Below are 24,905 nucleotides of genomic sequence, written 5' to 3'. Positions count from 1 at the left end.
CATGTTCACCACCGTACTGATTGCCAACCGCGGCGAAATTGCCTGTCGCGCCATTCGGACGCTGAAGCGCCTGGGCGTCAAAAGTGTCGCGGTCTATTCAGATGCTGACCGCAACGCGCAGCACGTTAAGCAGGCGGATATCGCTATCGCGCTGGGCGGCGATAAAGCCAGCGACAGCTATCTGCGCATCGACAAAATTCTGGCGGCGGCTCAGCAGAGCGGCGCCCAGGCTATCTGGCCGGGCTACGGTTTTCTTTCAGAAAGCCAGCCGTTTGCCGAAGCCTGTGAAGCGGCAGGGATCGCCTTTGTCGGCCCCACCGCGCAGCAGATTGGTGAGTTCGGCCTTAAACACCGTGCCCGTGAGCTGGCAGCCAGTGCAGGTGTACCAATGACGCCCGGCACACCGCTGCTTGCGTCGCTGGAGGAGGCGATGCAGGCGGCCGATAAGATTGGCTATCCGGTGATGCTGAAAAGCACGGCGGGCGGCGGCGGCATTGGCCTGACGCGCTGCGCCGACGCCGGTGCGCTCGCCAGCGCCTGGGAGAGCGTGCGCCGTCTTGGCGAGCAATTCTTCAGTGATGCGGGCGTGTTTCTGGAGCGCTGCATCGATCGCGCCCGCCACGTAGAAGTGCAGATTTTTGGTGACGGTAACGGCACTGTGGTCGCGCTGGGTGAACGCGACTGCTCACTACAGCGCCGCAATCAGAAGGTGGTGGAAGAGACGCCCGCGCCCGGTCTGTCTCCGGCGACGCGTGACGCCCTGCTCGCCTCGGCAGTGCGGCTCGGCGAGCGGGTAAACTATCGCAGCGCAGGCACCGTGGAGTATATCTACGACGTCGACCAGCAGGCCTTTTACTTTCTGGAAGTGAACACCCGCCTGCAGGTGGAGCATCCGGTCACTGAGTGCGTCACCGGACTCGATCTGGTGGAGTGCATGTTGCTGGTGGCGGCGGGCGATGCGGTTGACTGGTCACGTCTGCAGCAGGCGCCGCAGGGCGCCGCCATTGAAGTGCGGCTCTATGCGGAAGATCCACTCAAGAACTTTCAGCCCAGCCCCGGCCTGCTAACCGGCGTAACTTTCCCTGACGGCGTGCGGGTCGACAGCGGCATCGAAACCGGCAGCGAGGTCTCCAGCTTCTACGATCCGATGATCGCCAAACTGATCGTGCATGCCGACACCCGCGATGCGGCGCTGAAAAAACTTCGCCATGCGCTGGATGCCACTCAGCTGCACGGCATCGCCACCAACCTCGACTATCTGCGCCAGATTACCGCCAGCGACGCGTTTCGCAGCGGCAACGTCTGGACGCGCTACCTCGACAGCGTGGTGCCTGCCTCCTCCGTGGTGGAAGTGCTGCAACCCGGTACCTTCAGTTCGGTTCAGGACTATCCTGGCCGCCTCGGCTACTGGGATATCGGCGTGCCGCCTTCCGGCCCGATGGATGACTTCGCTTTCCGGCTGGCTAACCGCATCGTCGGTAATCATGACGCGGCGGCGGGGCTGGAATTTACCCTGCAGGGGCCGACGCTGCGTTTCCACTGTGATGCCATCGTGGCGCTGACCGGTGCTGACTGCGACGCCACGCTGGAGGGCGAACCGGTCAGCACCTGGCAGCCGCTGGCGGTGAAAGCGGGAGAGACTCTGGCGCTGGGACGCGCCCGGACGGGCTGCCGCAGCTATCTGGCCGTGCGTAACGGCTTCGACGTGCCGGAGTATCTGGGCAGCCGCAGCACCTTTTCGCTGGGCCAGTTTGGCGGTCACGCCGGACGCACCCTGCGGGTTGCCGATATGCTGGCGATCTCCCAGCCTGAGCGGGCAGCCTGCACCACGCCTGCCCCGGTCAGCGATCCGCAGCCGCTCGATGCGGCGCTGATTCCGCACTACGGCAGCGAGTGGCGCATCGGCGTGCTTTACGGCCCGCACGGCGCACCGGATTTCTTCACCCAGGCCGCCATCGATGCGTTCTTTGCCAGTGACTGGCAGGTGCACTACAACTCCAACCGCCTCGGCGTGCGGCTGGTCGGCCCGAAACCGACCTGGACCCGCGCCAACGGCGGCGAAGCGGGCCTGCATCCCTCCAACGTTCACGACTGTGAATATGCCATTGGTGCGGTCAATTTCACCGGCGACTTCCCGGTGATCCTGACGCACGACGGCCCAAGCCTCGGCGGCTTTGTCTGTCCGGTGACCATCGCCAAAGCCGAGCTGTGGAAAGTAGGCCAGGTTAAACCTGGCGACACCATCCGCTTCCACCCCATCACCGCAGACGATGCGCTGGCGCAGGAAAAAGCGCAGATGCATCTGATTGAGACATTGCGGCCTGAGCATCCGCCCACGTTTGCCGTGCCGTCACTGGCCGAAACCGCCCACGGTTCCGCCACGATTCTGGCCGCTCTGGAGGCCACGACCAGCACGCCGAAAGTGGTCTATCGCCAGGCGGGCGACAAATATGTGCTGATTGAGTATGGCGACAATGTGCTGGATCTGGCGCTGCGTCTGCGTGTCCATCTGCTGATGAATGCGCTGACGGCGCAGGCGGAGCCCGGCGTAGAGGAGCTGTCGCCTGGCGTGCGTTCGCTGCAGGTGCGCTACGACAGCCGCATCATTAACCAGTCCCGGCTGATGTCACTGCTGCTGGCGCTGGAAGCGACGCTGGGCGACGTCAGCACGCTGAAAGTGCCCTCCCGCGTAGTGTGGATGCCGATGGCATTTGAAGACAGCGCCACGCTGGGTGCCGTCAGCCGCTATCAGGAGACGGTGCGCGCCAGCGCCCCCTGGCTGCCCAACAACGTGGACTTTATCCAGCGGATTAATGGCTTAAGCAGCCGCGATGAGGTGCGCGATACCCTGTTCAACGCCAGCTATCTGGTGCTGGGGCTGGGCGACGTCTACCTTGGCGCGCCCTGTGCCGTTCCGATCGATCCACGCCATCGCCTGCTGAGTTCCAAATACAGTCCGGCGCGCACCTTCACCGCCGAAGGTACCGTAGGGATCGGCGGCATGTACATGTGCATCTACGGCATGGATTCGCCCGGTGGCTATCAGCTGGTGGGCCGCACGCTGCCCATCTGGAACACCTTCCTGAAAAATCCGCAGTTCGCTACCGATGCGCCGTGGCTGCTGCGCTTCTTCGATCAGGTGCGCTTCTATCCGGTGAGTGAAACCGAACTGACCCAGCTGCGCGAAGATTTCCGCGAAGGCCGCGCCAGCCTGCGTATTGAAGAGACGCAGTTTGATTTTGCCGCCCACCAGCAGTTCCTCGCCGACCACGCCGCTGAAATTGCAGCGTTCCGCCAGCGCCAGGCCGCCGCCTTTGAACAGGAAGTGCAGCTATGGGCGCAGGAGGAGCAGAACGCGCCGCCGGAGGATGAAACGCGCGCCAGCGTCAGCGAAGAGGAGGAGAACGGGCTACCGGTGCAGGCGGATCTCAATGGCAACATCTGGAAAGTGCTGGTGCAGCCGGGCGACGAGGTCAGCGCCGGGCAGACGCTGATTATCGTGGAGGCGATGAAGATGGAGCTGGCGATTATCGCCCCGCAGGCCGGTCGTGTGACGCGGATTGCCTGCCAGGCGGGCCGTCCGGTCAGTCCTGGCGATAACCTGCTGTGGCTGGAATAAGGAGCGGTAATGACAACGCAACCCCACTCCCCTAAAGCCCGCCCGGAAGCGCTGGCGGAACGGGTTTATCAGGCGCTGAAGGCCGATATCTTCGCCTTTCGCCTGATGCCCGGCGATCGCTTCAGTGAAAGCGAAATCGCCGGACGGATGGCGGTCAGCCGCACCCCGGTCCGTCAGGCGCTGTTCCGGCTGGAACGCGAAGGCTTTGTCGACGTCTGGTTTCGCAGCGGCTGGCAGATTAAGAACTTCGATTTCGCCTGGTTCGAATCGCTGTATGACCTGCGCACCGTGCTGGAGTGCGAGGCGGTCAAACGCCTCTGCGCCCTGCCCGCGCCGCAGTGTGCCGCGCTGTTAAACGAACTGAACCAGTTCTGGTGCGAGGCGGAGGCGCTTACAGAGGGCCTGGTAGTGTCGCAGCATGACGAAGCGTTTCACATGACGCTGGTGGCGGCAGCGGGTAACCCGGAGATGGCACGCATTCACGCCGAACTCACCGAGAAGATCCGCATTATCCGCCGGCTCGACTTCACTCGTGACGATCGCATCTGTGCCACTTATCAGGAACATGCACAGATTTTACAGGCGATTTTTCAGCAGCAGACCGCCGGGGCGCAACGCATCCTGACCGATCACATCGCCGTGAGTAAGGCGGAGGTCAGAAAGATCACGCTGCACCGCCTTCAGCAGGCCCGGCTCCAGCTCACCGAATAACACAACAACTACTCAGGGGTTTCAGATGATGAAAAGACGTTCGTTGATCAAGGCTTTCGCCCTCTCCGCCACCGTTGTCAGCATGGGGTTCGCCTGGAGTGCGCAGGCGGCTGACACCATCAAAGTGGGGATCATGCATTCGCTCTCCGGCACCATGGCGATTTCGGAAACGCCGCTGAAAGATGTGGCGCTGATGACCATTGATGAGATCAACGCCAAAGGAGGCGTGCTGGGGAAAAAGCTGGAGCCGGTGGTAGTCGATCCCGCCTCTAACTGGCCGCTGTTTGCCGAGAAGGCGCGGCAGCTGCTGACTCAGGATAAGGCGGCGGTGGTGTTTGGCTGCTGGACCTCGGTGTCGCGCAAATCGGTGCTGCCGGTGTTTGAAGAGCTGAACGGCCTGCTGTTCTATCCGGTGCAGTATGAAGGGGAAGAGATGTCACCCAACGTCTTCTACACCGGCGCTGCGCCTAACCAGCAGGCGATTCCGGCGGTGGAATACCTGATGAGCGAAGATGGCGGCAGCGCGAAACGCTTCTTCCTGCTTGGTACCGACTATGTCTATCCGCGTACTACCAACAAGATCCTGCGCGCCTTCCTGCACAGCAAAGGCGTGGCGGATAAAGATATCGAAGAGGTCTACACGCCGTTTGGTTACAGCGACTACCAGACCATTGTCTCCAACATCAAAAAGTTTGCGGCTGGCGGCAAAACGGCCGTGGTTTCCACGATCAACGGCGACTCCAATGTGCCGTTCTACAAAGAGCTGGCGAACCAGGGGATTAAAGCCACTGACATTCCGGTGGTCGCCTTCTCGGTGGGCGAAGAGGAGCTGCGCGGCATCGACACCAAACCGCTGGTGGGTCAGTTAGCCGCCTGGAACTATTTCGAGTCTATCGATAATCCGACCAACGCGAAGTTTGTCGCCGACTACCGCGCATATGCCAAAGCACATAACCTGCCGAACGCCGCCACCGTCGTCACCAACGACCCGATGGAAGCGACCTATGTTGGCATTCATATGTGGGCGCAGGCGGTGGAAAAAGCAGGCACCACGGATGTGGACAAAGTGCGGGCGGCGATGGCCGGTCAGACCTTTAAAGCGCCGGATGGCTTTACCCTGACCATGGATCAGACCAACCATCATCTGCATAAGCCGGTCATGATTGGCGAAGTGGAAGAGAACGGCCAGTTCAGCGTGGTGTGGCAGACCGATCAGCCGGTACGCGCGCAGCCGTGGAGCCCGTACATTGCCGGTAACGACAAAAAACCCGATCACCCGGTGAAGACCGCGCAGTAATCGCGCGTTGCTGATAGATACGCAGCGTCACCCGCTGTGAAGCGGCAGCACGGCACCCCGCCGTGCTGCCCTCCCCTGACGAGGCTCCTTTTATGAATCTATGTCGCTGCTTTTTCAGTCTGCTGCTGCTGATGCCGCTGTTGGCCAGTGCCGGACCGGCGGCTGACTTTGCCGCCGCCAGCCGCAGTCAGCAGGCCACGCTGCTGCAACAGTGGGCCGCCGCACCGGACAGCCATCGCCTGCCGCTGCTGGAAGCGCTGCATGCCGAAACGGTGGTCATCGACCAGAATAAACAGCCGTTCAGCCAGCAGGGATCCACGCTGCAGCCGCTGGATGCGGTGGCGCAGCCCACGGGCAACCTGAAAAAGCTGTTTATGAACAATCGTCTGCGCGTGCTGGTTAACAACGCGCTGGCCGCCCACCAGCTTGTCAGCACTGATACGGCCCTGCGTCTGCGCGCAGCGCAGCAGCTGCAAAGTGAGGGCGTTGCTGACCAGTTGCCGCTGCTGGAGCAGCGTTTTGCCGCCGAGCAGGACAGCCGGGTCCATGCCGCACTGGCACTGGCGCTGGCGAATCTGCAACTGGCGGATGGCGAGCCGATGGTGCGCCTGCGGGCGGTGAAACTGCTGGGTGAGTCCAGCGATCCCAATACGCAAGCCAGCCTGCAACGCCTGACCCAGCCCGCGAATGAGCCGGACGCCACGGTACGGGCCGCCGCGGCGGAAAGTCTGCAACAGATTCAGAAACGGCTGATGTGGGGCGATCTGCTGGGGCAGGCCTTCAGCGGCCTGTCGCTGGGTTCCATCCTGCTGCTGGCCGCGCTGGGTCTGGCGATCACCTATGGCCTGCTCGGGGTGATCAACATGGCGCACGGTGAAATGCTGATGCTCGGTGCTTACGCCACCTGGTGGGTACAGAGCCTGTTTCAGCAGTTTGCGCCGCACTATTTAGCCTGGTATCCGCTGCTGGCGCTGCCGGTCGCCTTTCTGGTCACCGCCGCCATCGGCATGGCGCTGGAACGCACGGTGATCCGCCATCTCTATGGCCGTCCGCTGGAGACGCTGCTCGCCACCTGGGGGATCAGCCTGATGCTGATCCAGCTGGTGCGGGTGCTGTTCGGGGCGCAAAACCTGGAGGTGGCGAATCCGGCGTGGCTCTCCGGCGGCTTGCAGTTGCTGCCCAATCTGGTGCTGCCGTGGAACCGCATCGCGGTGATCCTGTTTGTGGTGTTTGTGCTGGCGCTCACCTGGCTGCTGCTGAACCGGACCCGCCTTGGCATGAACGTGCGCGCCGTGACCCAGAACCGCGCCATGGCGGATTGCTGCGGCGTGCCGACCGGCCGCGTCGATATGCTGGCGTTTGGACTCGGCTCGGGCATTGCCGGGCTGGGTGGCGTGGCGCTGTCGCAGCTCGGTAACGTCGGACCGGAGCTGGGCCAGGGCTACATTATCGACTCGTTCCTGGTGGTGGTGCTGGGTGGCGTCGGTCAGCTGGCGGGCACCGTGGTTGCCGCGTTCAGCCTGGGCATTCTCAACAAAGTGCTGGAGCCGCAGATTGGCGCCGTGCTGGGCAAGATCCTGATTCTGGTGATTATCGTGCTGTTTATTCAGAAACGTCCGCAGGGGCTGTTTGCGGTAAAAGGAAGGGTGACTGACTGATGACGCAACCCATCACGCTTCGCGTGGCGCGCACCGCGCCGCGCCTGACCATCAGCATTGGCCTGGCAATTACCGTGGCGCTCCTGGTGATGCCGTTTCTGGCCCTGCTGCCCGCTACGCATCCGCTGGCGATCTCCACCTATACCCTGACGCTGGTCGGCAAAATCCTCTGCTACGCGGTGGTCGCGGTGGCGCTGGATCTGGTGTGGGGCTACGCCGGACTGCTGTCGCTGGGCCACGGCCTCTTTTTCGCCCTGGGTGGATATGCCATGGGCATGTACCTGATGCGCCAGGCCGCAGGCGAGGGTTTACCCGCCTTTATGTCCTTTCTCTCCTGGCGTGAACTGCCCTGGTTCTGGACCGGCACCGACTATTTCGTCTGGGCGCTCTGCCTGAGCATGCTGGTGCCGGGCCTGCTGGCGCTGATTTTTGGCTTCTTCGCCTTTCGCTCGAAGATTAAAGGCGTCTACTTCTCCATCATGACCCAGGCGCTGACCTACGCCGGGATGCTGCTGTTCTTCCGCAACGAAACCGGTTTTGGCGGCAACAATGGCTTTACCGGCTTTACCACCCTGCTCGGCTTTTCGGTAACGGCAACCCCCACCCGTATCGGGCTGTTTATCGCCACGGTGCTGCTGCTGCTGCTGAGCCTGGCGATCGGCTTCGCCCTGGCGCGCAGCAAATTTGGCCGGGTGCTGACTGCGGTGCGGGATGCGGAGAACCGTCTGATGTTCTGTGGTTACGACCCGCGCGGTTTCAAGCTTTTTGTCTGGACGCTCTCCGCCGTGCTGTGCGGCCTGGCCGGGGCGCTCTATGTGCCGCAGGTCGGCATTATCAATCCGGGTGAGATGTCACCGGCCAATTCGATTGAAGCGGCGATCTGGGTGGCGCTGGGCGGACGCGGCACGCTGATAGGCCCGCTGCTGGGTGCCGCGATTGTTAACGGCGCACGCAGCTTCTTCACCGTCGCCTTCCCCGAATACTGGCTCTTTTTCCTGGGGCTGATGTTTATCCTGGTCACGCTGTTTCTGCCGCACGGCGTGATTGGCCTGCTGCGCCGGAGGAAAAAATGAGTGATGCCCTTTTTACCCAAACTCAACTGGCGGATCGCCATCGGGTGCAGCGCGATCCGGTGCTGCAACTGGAGAAGATCAGCGTGTCGTTTGAAGGCTTCCGGGCGCTGACCGATCTTTCGCTGCAGATCGGCGTCGGGGAACTGCGCTGCGTGATCGGCCCCAACGGTGCGGGCAAAACCACGCTGATGGATGTGATCACCGGCAAAACCCGGCCCGACGCCGGCCGGGTGATCTACGACCAGGACAGCGATCTGACCCGTCTCTCACCGGTTGAGATCGCCCGCGCCGGGATCGGCCGCAAGTTCCAGAAGCCCACGGTGTTTGAGGCGTTAACCGTGTTCGAAAATCTGGAGATCGCGCTTAAAGCCGATAAATCGGTCTGGGCCAGCCTGCGCGCCCGCCTCAGCGGCGAACAGCGTGACCGCATTGATGAGGTGCTGAAACTGCTGCGGCTGGGCGGCGAACGCCAGCGTCGCGCGGGCCTGCTGTCGCATGGCCAGAAGCAGTTTCTGGAGATCGGCATGCTGCTGGTGCAGGAGCCGCATCTGCTGCTGCTGGATGAACCGGCCGCGGGCATGACCGATGCCGAAACGGACTACACCGCCGAGCTGTTCCGCAGCCTGGCGGGCAAGCATTCGCTGATGGTGGTGGAGCATGACATGGGCTTTGTCGAAACCATTGCCGACCACGTGACGGTGCTGCATCAGGGTCAGGTACTGGCCGAGGGTTCGCTGCGCGACGTGCAGGCCAACGAGCAGGTTATCGACGTTTATCTGGGGCGCTGAAATGTTACAGGTTACTGAACTGAATCAATATTATGGCGGCAGTCATATTCTGCGCGGCCTGTCGTTTGAGGTAAAGATTGGCGAAATCACCTGTCTGCTGGGGCGCAATGGCGTTGGGAAGACCACGCTGCTGAAATGCCTGATGGGGCTGATCCCGGCGAAGTCGGGCGAGATTCACTGGCAGCAGCAGCGCATGAATGGCCGCAAGCCGCACCAGCGGGTGCAGGCTGGCATCGGCTATGTGCCCCAGGGGCGGGAAATCTTTCCGCGTCTGACGGTGGAAGAGAATCTGCTGATGGGGCTGTCACGCTTTCCGGCTGCGCAGGCGCGTGAAGTGCCGGAGGAGATCTACCAGCTCTTTCCGGTGCTGCTGGCGATGAAGTCACGCCGGGGCGGCGACCTCTCTGGCGGTCAGCAGCAGCAGCTGGCGATTGGCCGGGCGCTGGCCTGTCGGCCCCAGCTGTTGATCCTTGATGAGCCGACCGAAGGGATCCAGCCTTCGGTGATCAAAGAGATCGGCGCGGTGATCCGCCAGCTGGCGCAACGGGGAGATATGGCGATCCTGCTGGTGGAGCAGTTTTATGACTTCGCGGCGGAGCTGGCGGACAGCTATCTGGTGATGTCGCGCGGAGAAATTGTGCAGCGTGGCCGCGGCGACACCATGGAAGCAGAGGGTGTGCGCGGCCTGGTGGCAATTTAAACCCGGCTCAGAGTAAGCCGGTCTCGACAGAAAAGTGGCGCTGTTCACCGTGCGCCAGGGTGATCAGCGTGCCAGCCTGCTGCGCGGCAAGAAAGCCCTCTGGCCGGCAGGTGGCGGGCAGAATATAGGCCGCCACCTGCTGATCGTGGTTGTGCAGCAGCCAGCGAGTGGCGTGCGGGAACTGTGCGGTAGAGAAGCGCGTCATCAACGCATAGCCCTGCGGCGCATGCAGCTCAAACTGCACCTCATCGCCATACTGAGGCAGATCGTCCGCGAAGAAGACGATCTCCGGATCGCAGAGCTGCGGCTGATCGAGCTGCTGTAACGCCTGCGGATCGCGCGCCAGCCGATCGGTGTAATCCCGCCAGGCGGGCGTCGGTCGCAGATGCGCCGGGATCGAGCGACGCAGCTGGAATGCCTGTTCGGGGATCGACTGCCGGAAGCGGCCCTGATCGATCCACGCGCTGTTGAGGTGACACATATACTGCAGCGGCATCGGCGCGCCAGCCAGATTAGTGACTGTCATCTCAATCGTCAGCCGGGGCTGGCTGGCCGGAATGCGGACGGCGGGTGCGGCCAGGTAGTGATGGCCGAAGCCTTTGACATATTCACACTCCCCTTCCAGCGACAGCGTCTGATCCTCCAGCACCAGCCAGGCGCTGTCCATACGGGCGCAGGCCATCTCACCGTGCAGCGGATGATCGTCCTCTGGTGCGGGACAGCCGTTGGCCAGCAGTCCCGAATGAAACGCAAAACAGCCATAGGTGTCGATGATCGAATTTGCGGGCAGCGGCTGCTTAAAACTGTGGCCCATGGTCAGGTTATGATCGGCGAACTCTGCGTCCCAGATCATCTGCCCGAGAAACGGCAGCACGGTCACGCTGCCACGCCGGTTATGAATGCGCACCGCCTCAATGCCCGCCGGATAACGAAACAGCTCAACCCGGAAATCATCGCTCTCCAGCAGCACCCAGGGTGTGGTGTGAAACTGTTCACGCGCTAAGGGTAAACGGGTTTTCATGGTAACTCCTCCGCCAGACGACCGGTCGCAACCGGCTGTTTTTTATGGCGCAGTTCGCCATAGAAGTAGAATCCGACCCAGGCGAAACAGAGCAGCGAGACGCCAAATGCCAGCTGCATTGAACCCAGTGAGTCCGAAACCAGGCCCTGCAGCGCCGGGACAAAGGCCGCACCGACAATCGCCATCACGATAAACGCGCCCGCGACTTCGGTGTATTTGTTATCGACCGTCGCCAGCGTTCCCGCGTAGATCGTTGCCCAGCAGGGACCAAACAGCACGCTGACAAAAACGGCGGCGTAGACGGCGGTAAAGTTCGGCACCAGCATCACATAAGCCAGCGTCAGCACGCCCAGCACCGAATAGGCAATCAGCACCTTCTCGGCGCGGAAACGGGTCATCAGGAAGTTCGCCACGAACTTGCCGATAAAGAAGCAGATGAAGCTGTAGATCATAAAGTTCGAGGCGTGACGTTCATTAGTCGCCCCCAGCGTCAGCGCCAGACGAATGGTAAACGACCAGACGGCCACCTGCATGCCGACATAGAGGAACTGAGTCACAATTCCGCGTTTAAAGTGTCGGTTGCCAGCCAGATAGCGGAAGGTCTCGCCCAGCGAGGGGCGCGACCTCTCGCTGCTTTCGGGTTTACAGCGCGGATAGCGGGTGAACATAAACAGCAGCATCACCACCACCAGCACCATCACCAGATATTTGTAGGGCTCCAGCGTGTGTTCCAGCATCGTCAGGCGGAACGCATGTGCCTGCTCTGCCGTCATGGTCGCCATCTGACTCTCCAGGCTGTCGCCGTCCTGGAACACCAGATATTTACCCAGCACGATCCCCATCAGTGCACCGATCGGATAGAAGGTCTGGCTGACGTTGAGCCGGAGCGTGGCGTGATCACGATGGCCAATCATCGAGCTGTAGGTGTTGGCAGCGGTTTCCAGGAAACTCAGGCCGATGGCGATGGCAAATATCGCCGCCAGGAACATGGTGTAGGTCGCCATGTGCGAGGCGGGATAGAAGGCGATACAGCCGGCAATGTAGAGCGCCAGGCCGATCATGATCGCCATCTTGTAACTGGTCTTGCGGATCACCAGCGACGCGGGGATCGCAATCAGAAAATAGCCGCCATAAAAGGCACTCTGCACCAGCGCACTGGCAAAGTCGCTCAGGGCAAATACGCTTTTAAACTGAGTGATCAGGATATCGTTAAGACTCGCCGCACAGCCCCAGAGCGGAAAGAGGCACGACAGCAGAATGAACTGGAACAGCGGCGTTTTATTCAGATAGCCATCAGATTGCTGAACAATTTTCTGTTGCATGGCAGACCCTCAGTTACGGTTGAGAAAGCGCTGGAAACTCTCTGCGTCGGGATAGGCGCGCTGGGTGCCGCGCCCGGTGACGCTGCAGGCGGCATAGGCAGACGCCTGGGTCATGGCGGCGGCCACATCGCCGGTTTCCACCAGCAGATACGCAAAGCAGCCGATAAAGGCATCGCCCGCGCCGCTGGTGTCTACCGCCTGAACCGGTGTGGCATCCACGCGATGGATCTCGTCGCCGCTCATCCAGACCGATCCCCGGCTGCCCAGGGTGATGATCAGATTTTTAAGGCCGCGTTTCAGCAGCGACTGTCCGGCGAGGATCACCTCTTCATCGCTGCTGACCGGCAGGCCGGTGAGGATCTCCAGCTCGGTTTCGTTGGGCATAAAGAAGTCGCATTTGCAGGCGTAATCAATATCAAGCGTGGCGACGGCCGGCGCCGGATTAAGGATCACTGTGATCTGATGCTGGCGGGCAAAATCGATGGCGTAATAGACCGTCTCCAGTGGGATCTCCAGCTGCAGAATGATCAGCTGGCAGGCTTTCAGCGCCTCAGCCGCGTCGTCGATATCGGCCGGTTTCAGCTGCTGGTTAGCACCTTTGATAATCAGAATGCGGTTCTGCGACTGGTCATCGACAAAAATCGGTGCCACGCCGCTGGAGGTGCCCGGTGCGGTGGTGACGAAGCGCGTGTCCACGCCCTGCTGTTGAAGATTTGCAACGGTGTTCGGAGCAAAGAGATCGTCACCGACCTTGCTGACCATCATCACGTTGCCGCCCATTTTTGCCGCCGCGACCGCCTGGTTGGCCCCTTTACCGCCGCAGCCAATGGCAAAGTCGGGCGCTTCAAGGGTTTCGCCCGCTTTCGGCAGGCTGTTGGTATAGGTAATCAGATCGACCATGTTTGAGCCGATGACCGCAATTGTCATGACCTTTTCTCCCGGATGTTTTTTAAACTTAAAATGTTATTAAAGTAACAATAACAATTCTTAAAGGTTAAATATGTGACAAAAACCACATCCTGACACGGTGGTGATGGGCGAACAACGGCATGCAATGGGATTTTCAGTGTTATTATTATAACAATCTAACATCATTGAACGCGGATGGTGAAAGCCACAACCGCCCGCGGTGATGTGCCGATATCACCACGCGCTGACAGCACGGCGGAGGTTTGCGGCCCTCACGGAATGCGGGTAAGATTGACTGCCAGCCTGGCGGATGAGACGCAACTCATTCAAATCTGTGAGGTTTGTAGCGTATTGACGTCGATCCCGGCGTCTTTCCTCCGCACTGCAGGATAGGGAACAGAGAGATGACCATGGAAACCCGGCGCGACGAACGCATTCACAAGCTGACGCAGGCGCTGAAACGCACCGACAAACTGCATCTGAAAGATGCGGCCCAGCTGCTCGGCGTCTCAGAGATGACGGTTCGCCGCGATTTAACCGAGCCGGGCTCCAGCGTGGTCCTGCTGGGCGGCTATATCGTCAGCGATCCGAAAAGTCATGCCAGCCACTATTTTGTCAGCGATCAGCATGGCCAGAATGCCGCCAGAAAGCAGCGACTGGCACAGGCGGCCGCCAGCCTGATCAACGAGAACGATACGGTCTTTTTTGACTGCGGCACCACCCTGCCCTACATCGTGGATGCGATTCCCGACACTCTGTCGTTTACCGCCATCTGCTGCGCCATGAATACCTTTCTGACCCTGAAAGAGAAACCGGCCTGTAACGTGATTCTCAGCGGCGGTGAATTTCATGCCGACAACGCGCTGTTTACGCCGATTGGCGTGCATACCATCCTTGACGATCTCTGCCCGACGCTGGCCTTTATCTCTGCAGCGGGCATCGACAAAGATCAGGGCGCGACCTGCTACAACACCAATGAGCTGATGATGAAACATCACGCCATGCTGCGCGCCCGAAAGTCGGTGCTGGTGGCTGACAGCAGTAAATATGGCAAGGTGCTGCCTGCCCGCATCGCCGAGCTGCAGCGCTTTGATCTGCTGGTGAGTGACAGCGTACCCGATCAGGCGTTGCAAAACTGGCTGGCCCAGCAGGCGCTCCCGCTGCGCCTGCCCTGACGCCTCTTTCTGACATCCTCTCCTGACTCTGTCAGCGATTGAGTGTGGAAATCAGTCAGTTATGCCTGGCAATGCCCGGCATCGGCTCCGCCACGCTAATATTCGCCGCCCCCCGGCTGGGATTAAACGGTGAAAAAGGCTAAACTTCGACATCATTCAAACGACCAACAGACCCAGAGGCTCAAACCAACGTGGCTCAATTCGTCTATAGCATGCATCGCGTCGGCAAAGTGGTTCCGCCGAAGCGACATATCCTGAAAAACATCTCGCTCAGCTTCTTCCCTGGCGCAAAAATTGGCGTACTCGGCCTGAACGGCGCGGGTAAATCTACCCTGCTGCGCATCATGGCCGGCATCGATAAAGATATCGAAGGGGAAGCGCGTCCGCAGCCAGGCCTCAAGATTGGCTACCTGCCGCAGGAACCGCAGCTTAACCTTGAACACACCGTGCGTGAGTCGGTAGAAGAAGCGCTGTCAGAAGTCGTTGGCGCACTAAAGCGTCTCGACGAAGTCTATGCGCTCTATGCTGAAGAAGATGCAGACTTCGACAAACTGGCCGCGGAACAGGGCCGTCTGGAAGAGATCATCCAGGCTCACGATGGTCACAACCTGAATACCCAGCTGGAACGTGCTGCCGATGCGCTGCGCCTGCCTGACTGGGACGCGAAAATTGCCACCCTTTCCGGTGGTGAACGTCGTCGCGTCGCCCTCTGCCGCCTGCTGCTGGAAAAACCAGACATGCTGCTGCTGGACGAACCAACGAACCACCTGGACGCCGAATCTGTCGCCTGGCTGGAGCGCTTCCTGCACGACTTCGAAGGCACCGTCGTCGCGATTACGCATGACCGTTACTTCCTGGATAACGTTGCAGGCTGGATTCTGGAACTTGACCGCGGTGAAGGGATTCCGTGGGAAGGTAACTACTCCTCCTGGCTGGAGCAGAAAGATGCGCGTCTGGCGCAGGAAGCCTCCTCTGAAGCCGCTCGTCGCAAGTCGATTGAGAAAGAGCTGGAGTGGGTACGCAAAGGGCCAAAAGGCCAGCAGTCTAAAGGCAAAGCCCGTCTGGCACGCTTTGAAGAGCTGAACAACACCGACTACCAGAAACGTAACGAAACCAACGAACTGTTCATTCCGCCAGGTGCCCGTCTGGGTGACAAAGTGCTGGAAGTCAGCAATCTGCGTAAGTCTTATGGCGACCGTGTGCTGATTGACGATCTCTCGTTCTCGGTACCGAAAGGCGCGATTGTCGGGATTATCGGTCCAAACGGCGCGGGTAAATCAACGCTGTTCCGCATGATGTCTGGTCAGGAACAACCTGATTCTGGCGAGATTGTACTGGGTGAAACCGTCAAGCTGGCCTCTGTGGATCAGTTCCGCGACAGCATGGATAACGCCAAAACCGTGTGGGAAGAAGTTTCCGGCGGTCAGGACATCATGCGCATCGGTAACACCGAGATGCCAAGCCGCGCCTATGTCGGCCGCTTTAACTTTAAAGGCGTCGATCAGGGCAAACGCGTAGGCGAACTGTCGGGTGGTGAGCGTGGTCGTCTGCACCTCGCGAAGCTGCTGCAGGTTGGCGGCAACATGCTGCTGCTCGATGAGCCAACCAACGACCTGGACATTGAAACCCTGCGCGCGCTGGAAAACGCCCTGCTGGAGTTCCCGGGTTGTGCCATGGTGATCTCGCATGACCGCTGGTTCCTGGACCGTATCGCCACACACATTCTGGATTATCAGGATGAGGGCAACATCGAATTCTTCGAAGGTAACTTTACCGAATATGAAGAGTACAAGAAGCGTACCCTCGGCGCCGAAGCGCTGGAGCCGAAGCGCATCAAGTACAAGCGTATGACGAAGTAACGATGTCAGGGGGAGGCTCAGGCCTCCTCCTGCTTCACCAGTGACGTTTTAAGGGCTGAATGCAATGAAGAAAAAAGCTGAGCGGCCAGTGGCTAAAAAAGCTGAAGCGATTTATGAAGCCACTAAAGTCGCAAACTTTGCCGCAAGTTCCCTGCTGGAGGGGATACGTATTTCAGCAGATGCTGAATTATCGACCCTGGAACAGGTTCGACGCCGCTATAAGCAGTAGCAGGAAGCCAACGTGAATCGTTATCTTGTCTGGCGAGATCACTACTGTTATCCCGATTCCGATGTGCTGATCAATCGCTATGATATCCGCGAACAAACCCTGCTGGATCAGGCTGAGCGTGATGTTACCGCACTGACCATTCACACCATTAAGCTCTCTCATCCTCCTTTTACCCTTCAGTCACTGTGTCACATTCATTACTGCCTGTTTAACGAGCTTTATAGTTGGGCGGGGCAGATACGCGATATCTCTATCAGCAAAGGAGAGACCCGCTTTTGCCAGCCCGCTTTTATTCTGCGTGAAGCGGAGAAATTATTTGCAAAACTGGCGTGCGAAAGATGGCTGGAGCAGACTGACTATGAAGCTTTTTGTCATCAGGTTGCCTGGTATTACTGCGAGTTCAATATCCTGCATCCCTTTCGGGAAGGAAACGGTCGGGCATTACGCATTCTGTTCGAGCATATCATTCTTCACGCAGGCTATCAGGTGAGCTGGGAAGGCGTGAGCCCCAGCGACTGGTTAGCGGCAAATATCGCGGGTTACCAGAGTGGCCCGGAAAAAATGGCGGCACTCTTCCTGCGCCACATTGTACCGGTCAGCGATAAAACTCCCTGAACACCGGTGACTGCAGCGCGAATTCAATAAACCGCGCCAGCGCAGGTGAATTCAGTTTACGGCCCGGATAGACCAGCCACAGCTCATTCCCTTCGATTTCCCATTCCGGCAATACCGGCACCAGCCGGGGATCCGCCATCGCCCCGTCGGTCAGAAAGTGCGGCAGCAGCGTAATGCCCGCATCGCCCAGCGCAGATTCGCGCGCATAGAGTAAATTATCCGTGAGATGGCCTGGCGGCAGCAGCCAGCGGTAGAACTCGTCATCGCGCTGCAACACCCATTCATTCCAGGCGCGATGTGCTATACAGCGGTGGGCCGACAGCTGCTGTGGATGAACCAGCGGCGGATGCTGATCAAGATAGCGCTGTGAAGCGACCAGCAGTCGCGGGCAGTTGCCTATACGGCGGCCAATCAGCGAGGACTCCTGCGGCTGACCGGTGCGCAGCGCCACATCAAAGCCCTCCTGCACCAGATCACGCATCTCATCGGAGATCGAGACATCCAGCGTCACATCGGGATAGAGACGTAAAAACGCCGCGTTACAGCGCGCCAGCAGCGTGGCACCAATCCCCGCCGGGCTGGTGATGCGCAGACGCCCGCTGGGGTTTTCGCGCAGGCTGGCGATCGCCTGATCGGCGCGTTCACTGGCCTGCATCATCTCCTGGCAATGCAGCAGATAGCGCTCACCCGCAAAGGTCAGATTGAGCTGGCGGGTGGTGCGGTTCAGCAGACGAATCCCCAGCCGCTGCTCCAGCTGGCTGATGCGCTGACTGACGCTCGATTTTGGCAGCCCTGCACGTTCTGCCGCGCCGGTAAAGCTGCCGCACTCCGCCACCAGCGCAAACAGTGCCATATCCTGCCACTGGCGAAATGCCATTGTTCACCTCAGACGAACACTCTATGAAAGATTGTCCATCTTATCACTGCTAAAATCAGGTTCTACACTTAAAGCCTGTTCCGAATCATCAGCCAGTCTGCCACAGACAGTATGGCACAGCCCCTGCGGAGTGTGAGCACTCTTCAGGGCCAGAATGGCAACCACCAGATCCAGGCTTTTAGCCTGACTAAACAGGAAAAATGTATGTCTATTCGCGCTATCGCAATTAATCCGGAAAGTCCTGAAAACTTTACTGAAATTTTCCCTGACACCCCAGCGCCAGGGGAGTATGACCTGCGGGTCGAAGTCAAAGCCGCGTCGGTCAACCCGGTCGATACCAAGGTTCACAAAGGGGCGAAGAAGAACGGATTAGAGCAGCCACGCATCCTCGGCTGGGATGCCAGCGGTGTGGTGCTGGAAGTGGGCAGCAAAGTCAGCAACTTTAAGCCAGGCGATAAAGTTTTTTATGCGGGTGACCTGACCCGTCCTGGCAGTAACAGCACCGAGCAGCTGGTTGACTCACGCATCACCGGTCACAAGCCAGAGAGCCTGGACTGGGCGCAGTCCGCCGCGATCCCGCTGACGGCCCTGACCGCCTGGGAAGGACTGTTTGAGCGACTGAACCTTGAGTCAGCAACGGAAGATCAGACGCTGCTGATCGTGGGCGGCGCAGGCGGCGTCGGATCGCTGGCGATCCCGCTGGCGAAACTGCGCAGCAAGGTGAAGATCATTGCCACCGCTTCGCGTGAAGATTCCGCGCAGTGGTGCCGCGATCGTGGCGCCGATCTGGTGATCAACTACAAAGATATGATTGGAGAGCTGGAAAAACAGGGCATTAAACAGGTCGATTATATCTTCTGCCTGAATGATACCGACGGTCACTGGGAAACCATGGCAAAGCTTATTGCCCCGCAGGGTCATATCTGCACCATCGTGGAAAACGAACATCCGCTGTCGATGGATCAGCTGAAGCTGAAGAGTGCCGCACTGCACTTCGAGCTGATGTACACCCGCAGCATGTTTAATACCCCGGATATGGCGCGTCAGGGTGAGATTCTGGATGCCGTCTCGGCGTTACTGGATGAAGGTAAGCTGCAAACCACACTGAGCGAGACGCTGCACGGCTTAAGCGTTGAGACCTTAACTGCTGCCCATCAGCGCGTACTGGAAGGCCACATGCGCGGCAAAGTAGTGATGGTGTATTAATGCGCTGACCCGGCTGCCCTGCGGCAGACCGGGTCACAGCATGCGTTACGGCTGGGCGTTTTTCTCGCCCAGCATCGCTTTCACCAGTTCAATGCAGCGCAGGAACCGGGTGTCATAATCATCTTCCTGCACGTGCAGGAATTCGATGTTGTTTTCCCGCAGCATCGTCACCAGCATCGACTGAAACTCCCGTCGATCAACGGAACTGCCCAGGCTGCGCAAGCCATCCGCAACCCACGGCACGTTGTTCTCCAGCAGAATCACCAGATCAAAGCGATATTCATCGATCAGCGCCTGCACAAACGGATGTTCACGCCCTTCGTACTTCAGACAAAACGCCTGCGTGGTGACAAAGTCGGTGTCGATAAACGCCACTTTATTGGCGTATTTAACCGCGAAATCGATGTACTGCGCCTGGCCCAGCGCGATCTTGTCGTAATCTGAATATTGCAGCGCCATTTCATCACCGCCCAGGTGGGAGAAGACATAGTCGCGGCCATATTCCCAGGCACTGGTGGTATTGAAGATGTTGGCGAGTTTATTCACCAGCGTCGATTTACCGCTCGACTCCCCGCCGAGGATCGCCACGGTGCGCACAAAAAAGGGTTTCACTTCGGTCGGGATGTAATCCCAGAAGCGGAACGGATCCTGACGGATCTGCGCGCCGCTGATGCTCATAAACGATCGGCTGGGATCGACCAGCACGGTCTGAATGCCAAGATGCTGCTGATACATCTCCGCATCGGGCGCTTCACTGGTGTAGATGCAGTCCGGCGCAATACCGTGCTCGCTGAGAAACGCGCTGACGCCCTTACTCCAGACATCCCAGCCGTGCGGATAGGGCTCAATCCCCTCCTCATCAAAGGCGTGAATGCGGATATTTTTCTGATACTTAAAGGTCTGCAGCAGCCAGCGCAGGCGATCGCTGACCGTGGGCTGTTGTGACATCGCGCTGTTCTCAAACAGCTCGCGGTCACGTGGCTCGTCGTAGCCCATAATGATATGCAGCTCATCGACCTGGCTACAGGCGCGCTGAATCAGATAGATATGGCCGGTGTGCAGCGGATAGAACTTACCAAACACCACGCCGACCGTTTTATCGCGTCGCGGAAACTCCAGACCCAGAAAACGGTGCAGCGCCTCCAGCTTTTGCGCGCTGGGGCTTTTGATTTTGGCATTGAGCAACTGGCTCAGATAGCCTTTGGTCATGCCGCTGGCATCAGCGACCTGTTGCAGCGTGTGGCCCTGCTGGCGAATGGCCGTTTTCAGATAATCAAACGACGACATGTCGTGCCTCCTGCATCAATGCGGTTAAGGTGGGAGCGGCCTGCCAGCGGCTTTTCGCTGGCGGCCGCAGGCGCGTTACAGATCGTCCAGAATCGCCAGCGCATCGGCCAGCTTCTTCGCGCTGAAAACCTGCATCCCGGCAATCGGTTTTTTCGGTGCATTCCCTGCCGGCACAATGGCGCGTTTGAAGCCATGCTTCGCCGCTTCAGCGATGCGCTCCTGACCGCTGGGCACCGGACGGATTTCGCCCGCCAGTCCCACTTCGCCGAAGATCACCAGATCCTGCGGCAACGGACGATCGCGCAGGCTCGACACCATCGACAGCATCAGCGCCAGGTCTGCACTGGTTTCGGTGACTTTGACGCCGCCGACCACGTTAACGAATACATCCTGATCGGCCATCTGCAATCCGCCGTGACGGTGTAAAACGGCCAGCAGAATCGCCAGGCGGTTCTGCTCCAGACCCACTGCCACGCGGCGTGGATTGCCCATCATGGAGTGATCGACCAGCGCCTGAATCTCCACCAGCAGCGGTCGCGTTCCCTCCCACAGCACCATCACCGAACTGCCCGAGGTGATCTCTTCGCCGCGCGACAGGAAAATAGCTGACGGGTTGCTGACTTCACGCATGCCCTGCTCGGTCATGGCAAACACACCCAGTTCATTGACCGCGCCGAAGCGGTTTTTATGACTGCGCAGGGTGCGGAAGCGGGAATCGGCATCGCCATCCAGCAGCACCGAACAGTCGATACAGTGCTCCAGCACTTTCGGTCCGGCCAGGGAGCCATCTTTGGTGACGTGACCGACCATGATGATCGCCACGCCGCGCGTCTTGGCGAAGCGCGTCAGGTAAGCGGCGGTTTCACGCACCTGGGCGACGCTGCCGGGCGAGGACTGGATCTCCGCCATGTGCATCACCTGGATCGAGTCGATCACCATCAGTTGCGGCTGCTCCTGTTCGGCGATCAGGCAGATCTGCTCAATGCTGGTTTCCGACAGCATATTCACATTTTCGGTGGGTAATCCCAGACGATGGGCGCGCATCGCCACCTGCTGCAGTGACTCTTCACCGGTGACATACAGGGTTTTCATCCCCTCTGACAACCGGCACATCACCTGCAGCAGCAGCGTGGATTTGCCTGCGCCGGGGCTGCCGCCAATCAGAATGGCGCTGCCCGGCACCACCCCGCCGCCCAGCACCCGGTCAAACTCTTTGAAGCTGGTCGAGAAGCGCGGTAACGCCTCCAGGCTGATTTCAGAGAGCTTCTGCACCCGGCTGGTGCCGGCGCTACCGGCATAACCACTCAGGCGCTCGTTACGCGCAGCCGCGGGCGAGGCGGCAATGCGCACCTCGGTGATGGTGTTCCAGGCGTGACAGGCGCTGCACTGCCCCTGCCAGCGTGGGTAATCTGCGCCACATTCGTTACAGACAAATGCGCGTTTTGCCGCTTTGGCCAAATCAATACCTCAGTTAACGCTCTTCGTGGATCAGGCTGCCGGTGAGGATGCAGAACACCCCCATTAAATCGGCATGGCGAATGGTGACCGCAGTCTGCTCATTCACCTTAGGTTTAGCATGGAACGCAATGCCCAGTGCTGAGGCTTTGATCATCAGCAGGTCATTGGCACCATCGCCGATCGCCACCGTCTGTTCCGGCGCGATGTCAAAACGCTGCGCCAGCTTCTTCAGGGTATCGGCTTTGTATTGTGCGTCGACAATCGGTCCCAGCACGTTGCCGGTCAGTTTGCCGTCGCGAATTTCGAGCTCATTAGCGACCACCGCCGACAGATGCAGCTTGTCGCGCAGGTATTCGGCGTAGTAGGTAAAGCCGCCAGACGCGATGGCAACCTGCCAGCCCAGCGCCTGCAGCTTCTGCGTCAGGGTGGTTAAGCCTGGCATCAGCGGCAGGGCATCACGCACCTGTTTCAGAATATTGGCGTCTGCCCCCTGCAGTGTGGCCACGCGCTGACGCAGGCTGGCGGTGAAGTCGAGTTCGCCGCGCATCGCGCGTTCCGTGACTTCCGCCACCTGCTCGCCACAGCCCGCCAGTTTTGCAATCTCATCGATGCACTCGATCTGAATCGCGGTGGAGTCCATATCCATCACCAGCAGGCCTGGCGTTTTGAGATGCGGGATTTTGCCCAGCGGCGCAACATCCAGGCCAGCGTCGTGCGCCAGCTTGCTGGCAAACGGCGTCAGCGATCCCGCCAGGCGAATCACCTGATACTCATCGACGTTCCAGGCGCTGACGATCACCATGGCGGCACCCAGCTGGTGCTGGTAATCGGTCAGCCGCTGCTTATCCAGCCCGCGACCATACAGCAGCCAGCCGGTACGGCCAGCGCGATAATCCAGCGGCATCACTTCATCACCGCTAAGAGAAAGGGGCAAACCCGGCCAGAGGGAGACATCGGCGGGAAGATCGCACCAGGTTAAACGATTTGGCATCAGAGCTCCTGTAGGGACAACAAAACCACGCAAGAGGCTACCTTGTCTGCGCCGCTTCTGGCAACATAATCTCCAGGCTTTCTGTTGTGATATGACCCGGATGATTAATGGCTAAAACCGCACTGAAATTTCGCTTACATCGTACCGTGATCGTTCTCATCTCGATGGCACTGCTGGTCGTGCTGATGCAGGGCGCATCCTGGTTCAGTCTCGGCCATCAGGCGGCACGTTCAGAACAGGTCGAGGAGCTGGCGCATACGCTGACCAGCCAGGTGGCGTTCAGCCTTAAGCCATTGATGGACAACAGTGAAAATAACCGGACTCAGATAGAAGCCATTCTTAATCAGATGACGGCTAACAGCCGTATTCTGGATGCATCGGTCTATGACGGCGACGGCAGCCTGGTGGCGCACAGCGGTGAAAACATCAATGTACGCGATCGGCTGGCGCTCGACGGCCAGCGCGCGGGCAGCTATTTCAACCATCAGATTGTGCAGCCGCTGGCCGGAAACGAGGGTCCGCTGGGCTTTTTGCGCGTGACGCTGGATACCCACGTGCTCGTCACCGACTCACATCAGGTCGATAACACCACCAATATTCTGCGTCTGATGATGCTGCTGGCGCTGGCAATTGGCATTATTCTCTCACGCACCCTGCTGCGCCACCGCCGCACCCGCTGGCAGCAGTCGCCGTTCCTGCTCACCGCCAGTACACCGGTGAAAGAGGATCGGGATGAGGACGACGAGAAGAAAGACTAGTGTTCCGGCGCTGCGGTAAAGATAAAACAAGAAAGGCCCGCTATGCGGTAATGCCAGTCAGTTAACCGACAGGTGATAACGCAGTCTGGTGCCGCTCAGGGGCTGGCGGTCCTCGCGCCGCTGCGCGGTTCCTTCACTTCATTCGCCTGCCTGACGGACCGGCGGGGATGGCACATCCTGTGCCGCCCCGCCTTTCGCCCGCGTCCTGCGGGCTCTCCTGGCAGACTCATTCTGTTCAGCGCTGCGGATTGCCTGCCCCTGATCGCCACCGGCCTGCTCTGAAGCTTCTGGTGCGTGCTGTTAAAAAGAGCACGAGAGTGGAGGCCTGGGCGCCTCTGCTGCTGAAAGGGCTATCCGCAGCGCTGAGGCGTGACGCCGGGCCAGAAGTCCACGCCGGGAAGCGTGGACAGTTCGGGGCCGGCCAGGGAGGGCCGATCCCCGAACGGTTCGTCGGCACGACGTCAAAGCCGAAGGTACCGCGTGAGCGGCGCGAGGACGGCCCGGCAGCAGCAGAGGTGCGCTGGCCCGCACTGCGGCTCGCTCGCCCGGAAAAAAAGCTGCCACGTTTGACCGTGGCAGCCTTTTACAAATCTAACCTTAACTGACTGACATTACCGCTGTGCGGGCCTTTTTTATGGGAAAGATGCTGATTTGCGAGGCGTCTTGCGTTAGCCGATGAGCAGCGCTTCCAGCTGGCCCAGTGATTTGACCTGCCAGGTGGGCTTAATATGTTCCGGCAATGGCCGGGTGCCATGATCGAGCCAGCAGGTTTTAATACCGGCATTCATGCCGCCCAGAATGTCTGACTCTGGCGTATCACCCACCATCAGCACCCGCTCACGATCCGGGTTGCCCATCAGATTCAGTGCGTAATCAAAAATCTCTGGCGCCGGTTTTGGCTGGCCGACCTGCTCGGAGATTACCAGCGCCGAGAAGTAATCACGGAAACCGGTGCGCTCCAGACGCGTCTGCTGCAGCGCAGTAAAACCGTTGGTGATGATGCCCATTTTCACCCGGCCATGCAGCTGATTCATCAGGCTGACCGCGCCCGGTAACGGCGTGCAGATCTCTCCCATTGCGCTGAGGAAGCCGCTGTTGAGGATCTCCGGCGCAACGCTGAGCTTTTCGCTCCAGTGGTTGAAACGCTGAGTCTGCAGCTGTAACGCGGAGATAGCACCGTTCTGATAATCGACCCACAGCGGCTTATTTATCGCCTGGTAATCGCTGTAATCCTGGTCGGTGAACTGCACGTCATAACCGGCGAACAGGCGCTGCAAACCGGCATAGGCGTCGAAATGAAAAAGGGTATCGTCGGCATCAAACAGGATGCAATCCCAGTTATCAATCATTAA

21 protein-coding genes are annotated in these 24,905 nt (G+C 59.5%); 13 read left to right on the top strand and 8 right to left on the bottom strand.

Features of this window, described 5'->3' with window-relative positions; translation table 11 throughout:
* Position 1: 1 nt before the first annotated feature.
* The 7 genes from uca to urtE all read left to right on the top strand — a co-directional run bounded on the left by uca (position 2) and on the right by urtE (position 9,846).
* Entirely contained in the window at positions 2-3,619 is a 3,618-nt protein-coding gene (uca, locus tag AC6I8B_RS03025; RefSeq protein WP_497816142.1) for an urea carboxylase, read from the top strand.
* A 9-nt stretch (positions 3,620-3,628) separates the two neighbouring features.
* Positions 3,629-4,330 (top strand): GntR family transcriptional regulator, encoded by a 702-nt coding sequence (locus AC6I8B_RS03020; protein ID WP_122889260.1) that lies wholly within the window; start codon positions 3,629-3,631, stop codon positions 4,328-4,330.
* Positions 4,331-4,358: 28 nt separating this feature from the next.
* Entirely contained in the window at positions 4,359-5,627 is a 1,269-nt protein-coding gene (gene urtA, locus AC6I8B_RS03015) for an urea ABC transporter substrate-binding protein (protein ID WP_031292851.1), read from the top strand.
* Positions 5,628-5,719: 92 nt separating this feature from the next.
* Positions 5,720-7,285 carry an urea ABC transporter permease subunit UrtB gene (urtB, locus tag AC6I8B_RS03010; protein WP_010253640.1) on the top strand — a complete coding sequence of 522 codons (1,566 nt, stop codon included), beginning with the start codon at positions 5,720-5,722 and terminating at the stop codon, positions 7,283-7,285.
* Positions 7,285-8,358 carry an urea ABC transporter permease subunit UrtC gene (gene urtC, locus AC6I8B_RS03005; protein WP_033769609.1) on the top strand — a complete coding sequence of 358 codons (1,074 nt, stop codon included), beginning with the start codon at positions 7,285-7,287 and terminating at the stop codon, positions 8,356-8,358. The genes urtB and urtC overlap by 1 nt, the downstream gene beginning before the upstream one ends.
* Positions 8,355-9,146, top strand: a complete 792-nt coding sequence (urtD, locus tag AC6I8B_RS03000) for an urea ABC transporter ATP-binding protein UrtD (protein ID WP_010671705.1) — start codon at positions 8,355-8,357, stop codon at positions 9,144-9,146. Before urtC ends, urtD begins: the two co-directional genes overlap by 4 nt.
* 1 nt (position 9,147) lies before the next feature.
* Entirely contained in the window at positions 9,148-9,846 is a 699-nt protein-coding gene (urtE, locus tag AC6I8B_RS02995) for an urea ABC transporter ATP-binding subunit UrtE (protein WP_061703615.1), read from the top strand.
* 7 nt (positions 9,847-9,853) lie between these two features.
* On the opposite strand, the gene AC6I8B_RS02990 is transcribed toward urtE, so the two are convergent.
* The 3 genes from AC6I8B_RS02990 to rbsK are packed head-to-tail and all read right to left on the bottom strand — an operon-like array spanning position 9,854 to position 13,116.
* A complete protein-coding gene (locus tag AC6I8B_RS02990; protein ID WP_497816141.1) occupies positions 9,854-10,867 on the bottom strand; it encodes an aldose 1-epimerase family protein in 1,014 nt (337 codons plus the stop codon).
* Positions 10,864-12,189 (bottom strand): L-fucose:H+ symporter permease, encoded by a 1,326-nt coding sequence (gene fucP / locus AC6I8B_RS02985; RefSeq protein WP_010671707.1) that lies wholly within the window; start codon positions 12,187-12,189, stop codon positions 10,864-10,866. Before fucP ends, AC6I8B_RS02990 begins: the two co-directional genes overlap by 4 nt.
* Before the next feature lie 9 nt (positions 12,190-12,198).
* Complete coding sequence (rbsK, locus tag AC6I8B_RS02980; protein WP_033787409.1) at positions 12,199-13,116, bottom strand: ribokinase; 918 nt, start codon at positions 13,114-13,116, stop codon at positions 12,199-12,201.
* A 392-nt stretch (positions 13,117-13,508) separates the two neighbouring features.
* Here rbsK and deoR point away from each other — a divergent pair, with 392 nt between their 5' ends.
* From deoR to AC6I8B_RS02960, 4 genes are all read left to right on the top strand, one after another.
* Entirely contained in the window at positions 13,509-14,273 is a 765-nt protein-coding gene (deoR, locus tag AC6I8B_RS02975) for a DNA-binding transcriptional repressor DeoR (RefSeq protein WP_497816453.1), read from the top strand.
* Positions 14,274-14,464: 191 nt separating this feature from the next.
* Positions 14,465-16,132, top strand: a complete 1,668-nt coding sequence (gene ettA, locus AC6I8B_RS02970) for an energy-dependent translational throttle protein EttA (protein ID WP_031593292.1) — start codon at positions 14,465-14,467, stop codon at positions 16,130-16,132.
* Between the two features lie 64 nt (positions 16,133-16,196).
* Positions 16,197-16,361 carry a YhfG family protein gene (locus AC6I8B_RS02965; RefSeq protein WP_109652447.1) on the top strand — a complete coding sequence of 55 codons (165 nt, stop codon included), beginning with the start codon at positions 16,197-16,199 and terminating at the stop codon, positions 16,359-16,361.
* Between the two features lie 12 nt (positions 16,362-16,373).
* The gene (locus tag AC6I8B_RS02960) at positions 16,374-16,976 is read left to right on the top strand and encodes a putative adenosine monophosphate-protein transferase Fic (RefSeq protein ID WP_437382292.1); all 603 of its coding nucleotides are present in this window, start codon (positions 16,374-16,376) and stop codon (positions 16,974-16,976) included.
* Here AC6I8B_RS02960 and AC6I8B_RS02955 read toward each other — a convergent pair.
* Positions 16,957-17,853, bottom strand: coding sequence for a LysR family transcriptional regulator (locus tag AC6I8B_RS02955; protein WP_010253616.1), 897 nt, complete (start codon positions 17,851-17,853; stop codon positions 16,957-16,959). The genes AC6I8B_RS02960 and AC6I8B_RS02955 overlap by 20 nt on opposite strands.
* Before the next feature lie 204 nt (positions 17,854-18,057).
* Between AC6I8B_RS02955 and AC6I8B_RS02950 the strand changes: the two genes are divergently transcribed.
* The gene (locus AC6I8B_RS02950; protein WP_033756486.1) at positions 18,058-19,059 is read left to right on the top strand and encodes a zinc-binding alcohol dehydrogenase family protein; all 1,002 of its coding nucleotides are present in this window, start codon (positions 18,058-18,060) and stop codon (positions 19,057-19,059) included.
* Between the two features lie 45 nt (positions 19,060-19,104).
* On the opposite strand, the gene nadR is transcribed toward AC6I8B_RS02950, so the two are convergent.
* The 3 genes from nadR to serB all read right to left on the bottom strand — a co-directional run bounded on the left by nadR (position 19,105) and on the right by serB (position 22,795).
* Positions 19,105-20,346 carry a multifunctional transcriptional regulator/nicotinamide-nucleotide adenylyltransferase/ribosylnicotinamide kinase NadR gene (gene nadR / locus AC6I8B_RS02945; RefSeq protein WP_010253612.1) on the bottom strand — a complete coding sequence of 414 codons (1,242 nt, stop codon included), beginning with the start codon at positions 20,344-20,346 and terminating at the stop codon, positions 19,105-19,107.
* Positions 20,347-20,421: 75 nt separating this feature from the next.
* Complete coding sequence (gene radA / locus AC6I8B_RS02940) at positions 20,422-21,804, bottom strand: DNA repair protein RadA (protein WP_010253610.1); 1,383 nt, start codon at positions 21,802-21,804, stop codon at positions 20,422-20,424.
* Positions 21,805-21,817: 13 nt separating this feature from the next.
* Positions 21,818-22,795, bottom strand: coding sequence for a phosphoserine phosphatase (gene serB, locus AC6I8B_RS02935; RefSeq protein WP_033770935.1), 978 nt, complete (start codon positions 22,793-22,795; stop codon positions 21,818-21,820).
* 107 nt (positions 22,796-22,902) lie between these two features.
* Here serB and AC6I8B_RS02930 point away from each other — a divergent pair, with 107 nt between their 5' ends.
* On the top strand, positions 22,903-23,553 hold the full coding sequence (locus AC6I8B_RS02930) for a YtjB family periplasmic protein (RefSeq protein ID WP_050680500.1): 651 nt from the start codon (positions 22,903-22,905) through the stop codon (positions 23,551-23,553).
* A 668-nt stretch (positions 23,554-24,221) separates the two neighbouring features.
* On the opposite strand, the gene yjjG is transcribed toward AC6I8B_RS02930, so the two are convergent.
* On the bottom strand, positions 24,222-24,902 hold the full coding sequence (gene yjjG / locus AC6I8B_RS02925; protein ID WP_050680029.1) for a pyrimidine 5'-nucleotidase: 681 nt from the start codon (positions 24,900-24,902) through the stop codon (positions 24,222-24,224).
* Between the last annotated feature and the right edge of the window lie 3 nt (positions 24,903-24,905).

The sequence above is a fragment of the Pantoea sp. X-Soil-ISGK-285 genome (assembly GCF_059730815.1).
This window is presented reverse-complemented; position numbering and strand designations above follow the sequence as displayed.

Coding starts and splice junctions, on each gene's coding strand:
- uca (WP_497816142.1), top strand. CDS start 2: ATGTTCACCACCGTACTGATTGCCAACCGCGGCGAAATTGCCTGTCGC.
- AC6I8B_RS03020 (WP_122889260.1), top strand. CDS start 3,629: ATGACAACGCAACCCCACTCCCCTAAAGCCCGCCCGGAAGCGCTGGCG.
- urtA (WP_031292851.1), top strand. CDS start 4,359: ATGAAAAGACGTTCGTTGATCAAGGCTTTCGCCCTCTCCGCCACCGTT.
- urtB (WP_010253640.1), top strand. CDS start 5,720: ATGAATCTATGTCGCTGCTTTTTCAGTCTGCTGCTGCTGATGCCGCTG.
- urtC (WP_033769609.1), top strand. CDS start 7,285: ATGACGCAACCCATCACGCTTCGCGTGGCGCGCACCGCGCCGCGCCTG.
- urtD (WP_010671705.1), top strand. CDS start 8,355: ATGAGTGATGCCCTTTTTACCCAAACTCAACTGGCGGATCGCCATCGG.
- urtE (WP_061703615.1), top strand. CDS start 9,148: ATGTTACAGGTTACTGAACTGAATCAATATTATGGCGGCAGTCATATT.
- AC6I8B_RS02990 (WP_497816141.1), bottom strand. CDS start 10,867: ATGAAAACCCGTTTACCCTTAGCGCGTGAACAGTTTCACACCACACCC.
- fucP (WP_010671707.1), bottom strand. CDS start 12,189: ATGCAACAGAAAATTGTTCAGCAATCTGATGGCTATCTGAATAAAACG.
- rbsK (WP_033787409.1), bottom strand. CDS start 13,116: ATGACAATTGCGGTCATCGGCTCAAACATGGTCGATCTGATTACCTAT.
- deoR (WP_497816453.1), top strand. CDS start 13,509: ATGGAAACCCGGCGCGACGAACGCATTCACAAGCTGACGCAGGCGCTG.
- AC6I8B_RS02965 (WP_109652447.1), top strand. CDS start 16,197: ATGAAGAAAAAAGCTGAGCGGCCAGTGGCTAAAAAAGCTGAAGCGATT.
- AC6I8B_RS02955 (WP_010253616.1), bottom strand. CDS start 17,853: ATGGCATTTCGCCAGTGGCAGGATATGGCACTGTTTGCGCTGGTGGCG.
- AC6I8B_RS02950 (WP_033756486.1), top strand. CDS start 18,058: ATGTCTATTCGCGCTATCGCAATTAATCCGGAAAGTCCTGAAAACTTT.
- nadR (WP_010253612.1), bottom strand. CDS start 20,346: ATGTCGTCGTTTGATTATCTGAAAACGGCCATTCGCCAGCAGGGCCAC.
- serB (WP_033770935.1), bottom strand. CDS start 22,795: ATGCCAAATCGTTTAACCTGGTGCGATCTTCCCGCCGATGTCTCCCTC.
- AC6I8B_RS02930 (WP_050680500.1), top strand. CDS start 22,903: ATGGCTAAAACCGCACTGAAATTTCGCTTACATCGTACCGTGATCGTT.
- yjjG (WP_050680029.1), bottom strand. CDS start 24,902: ATGATTGATAACTGGGATTGCATCCTGTTTGATGCCGACGATACCCTT.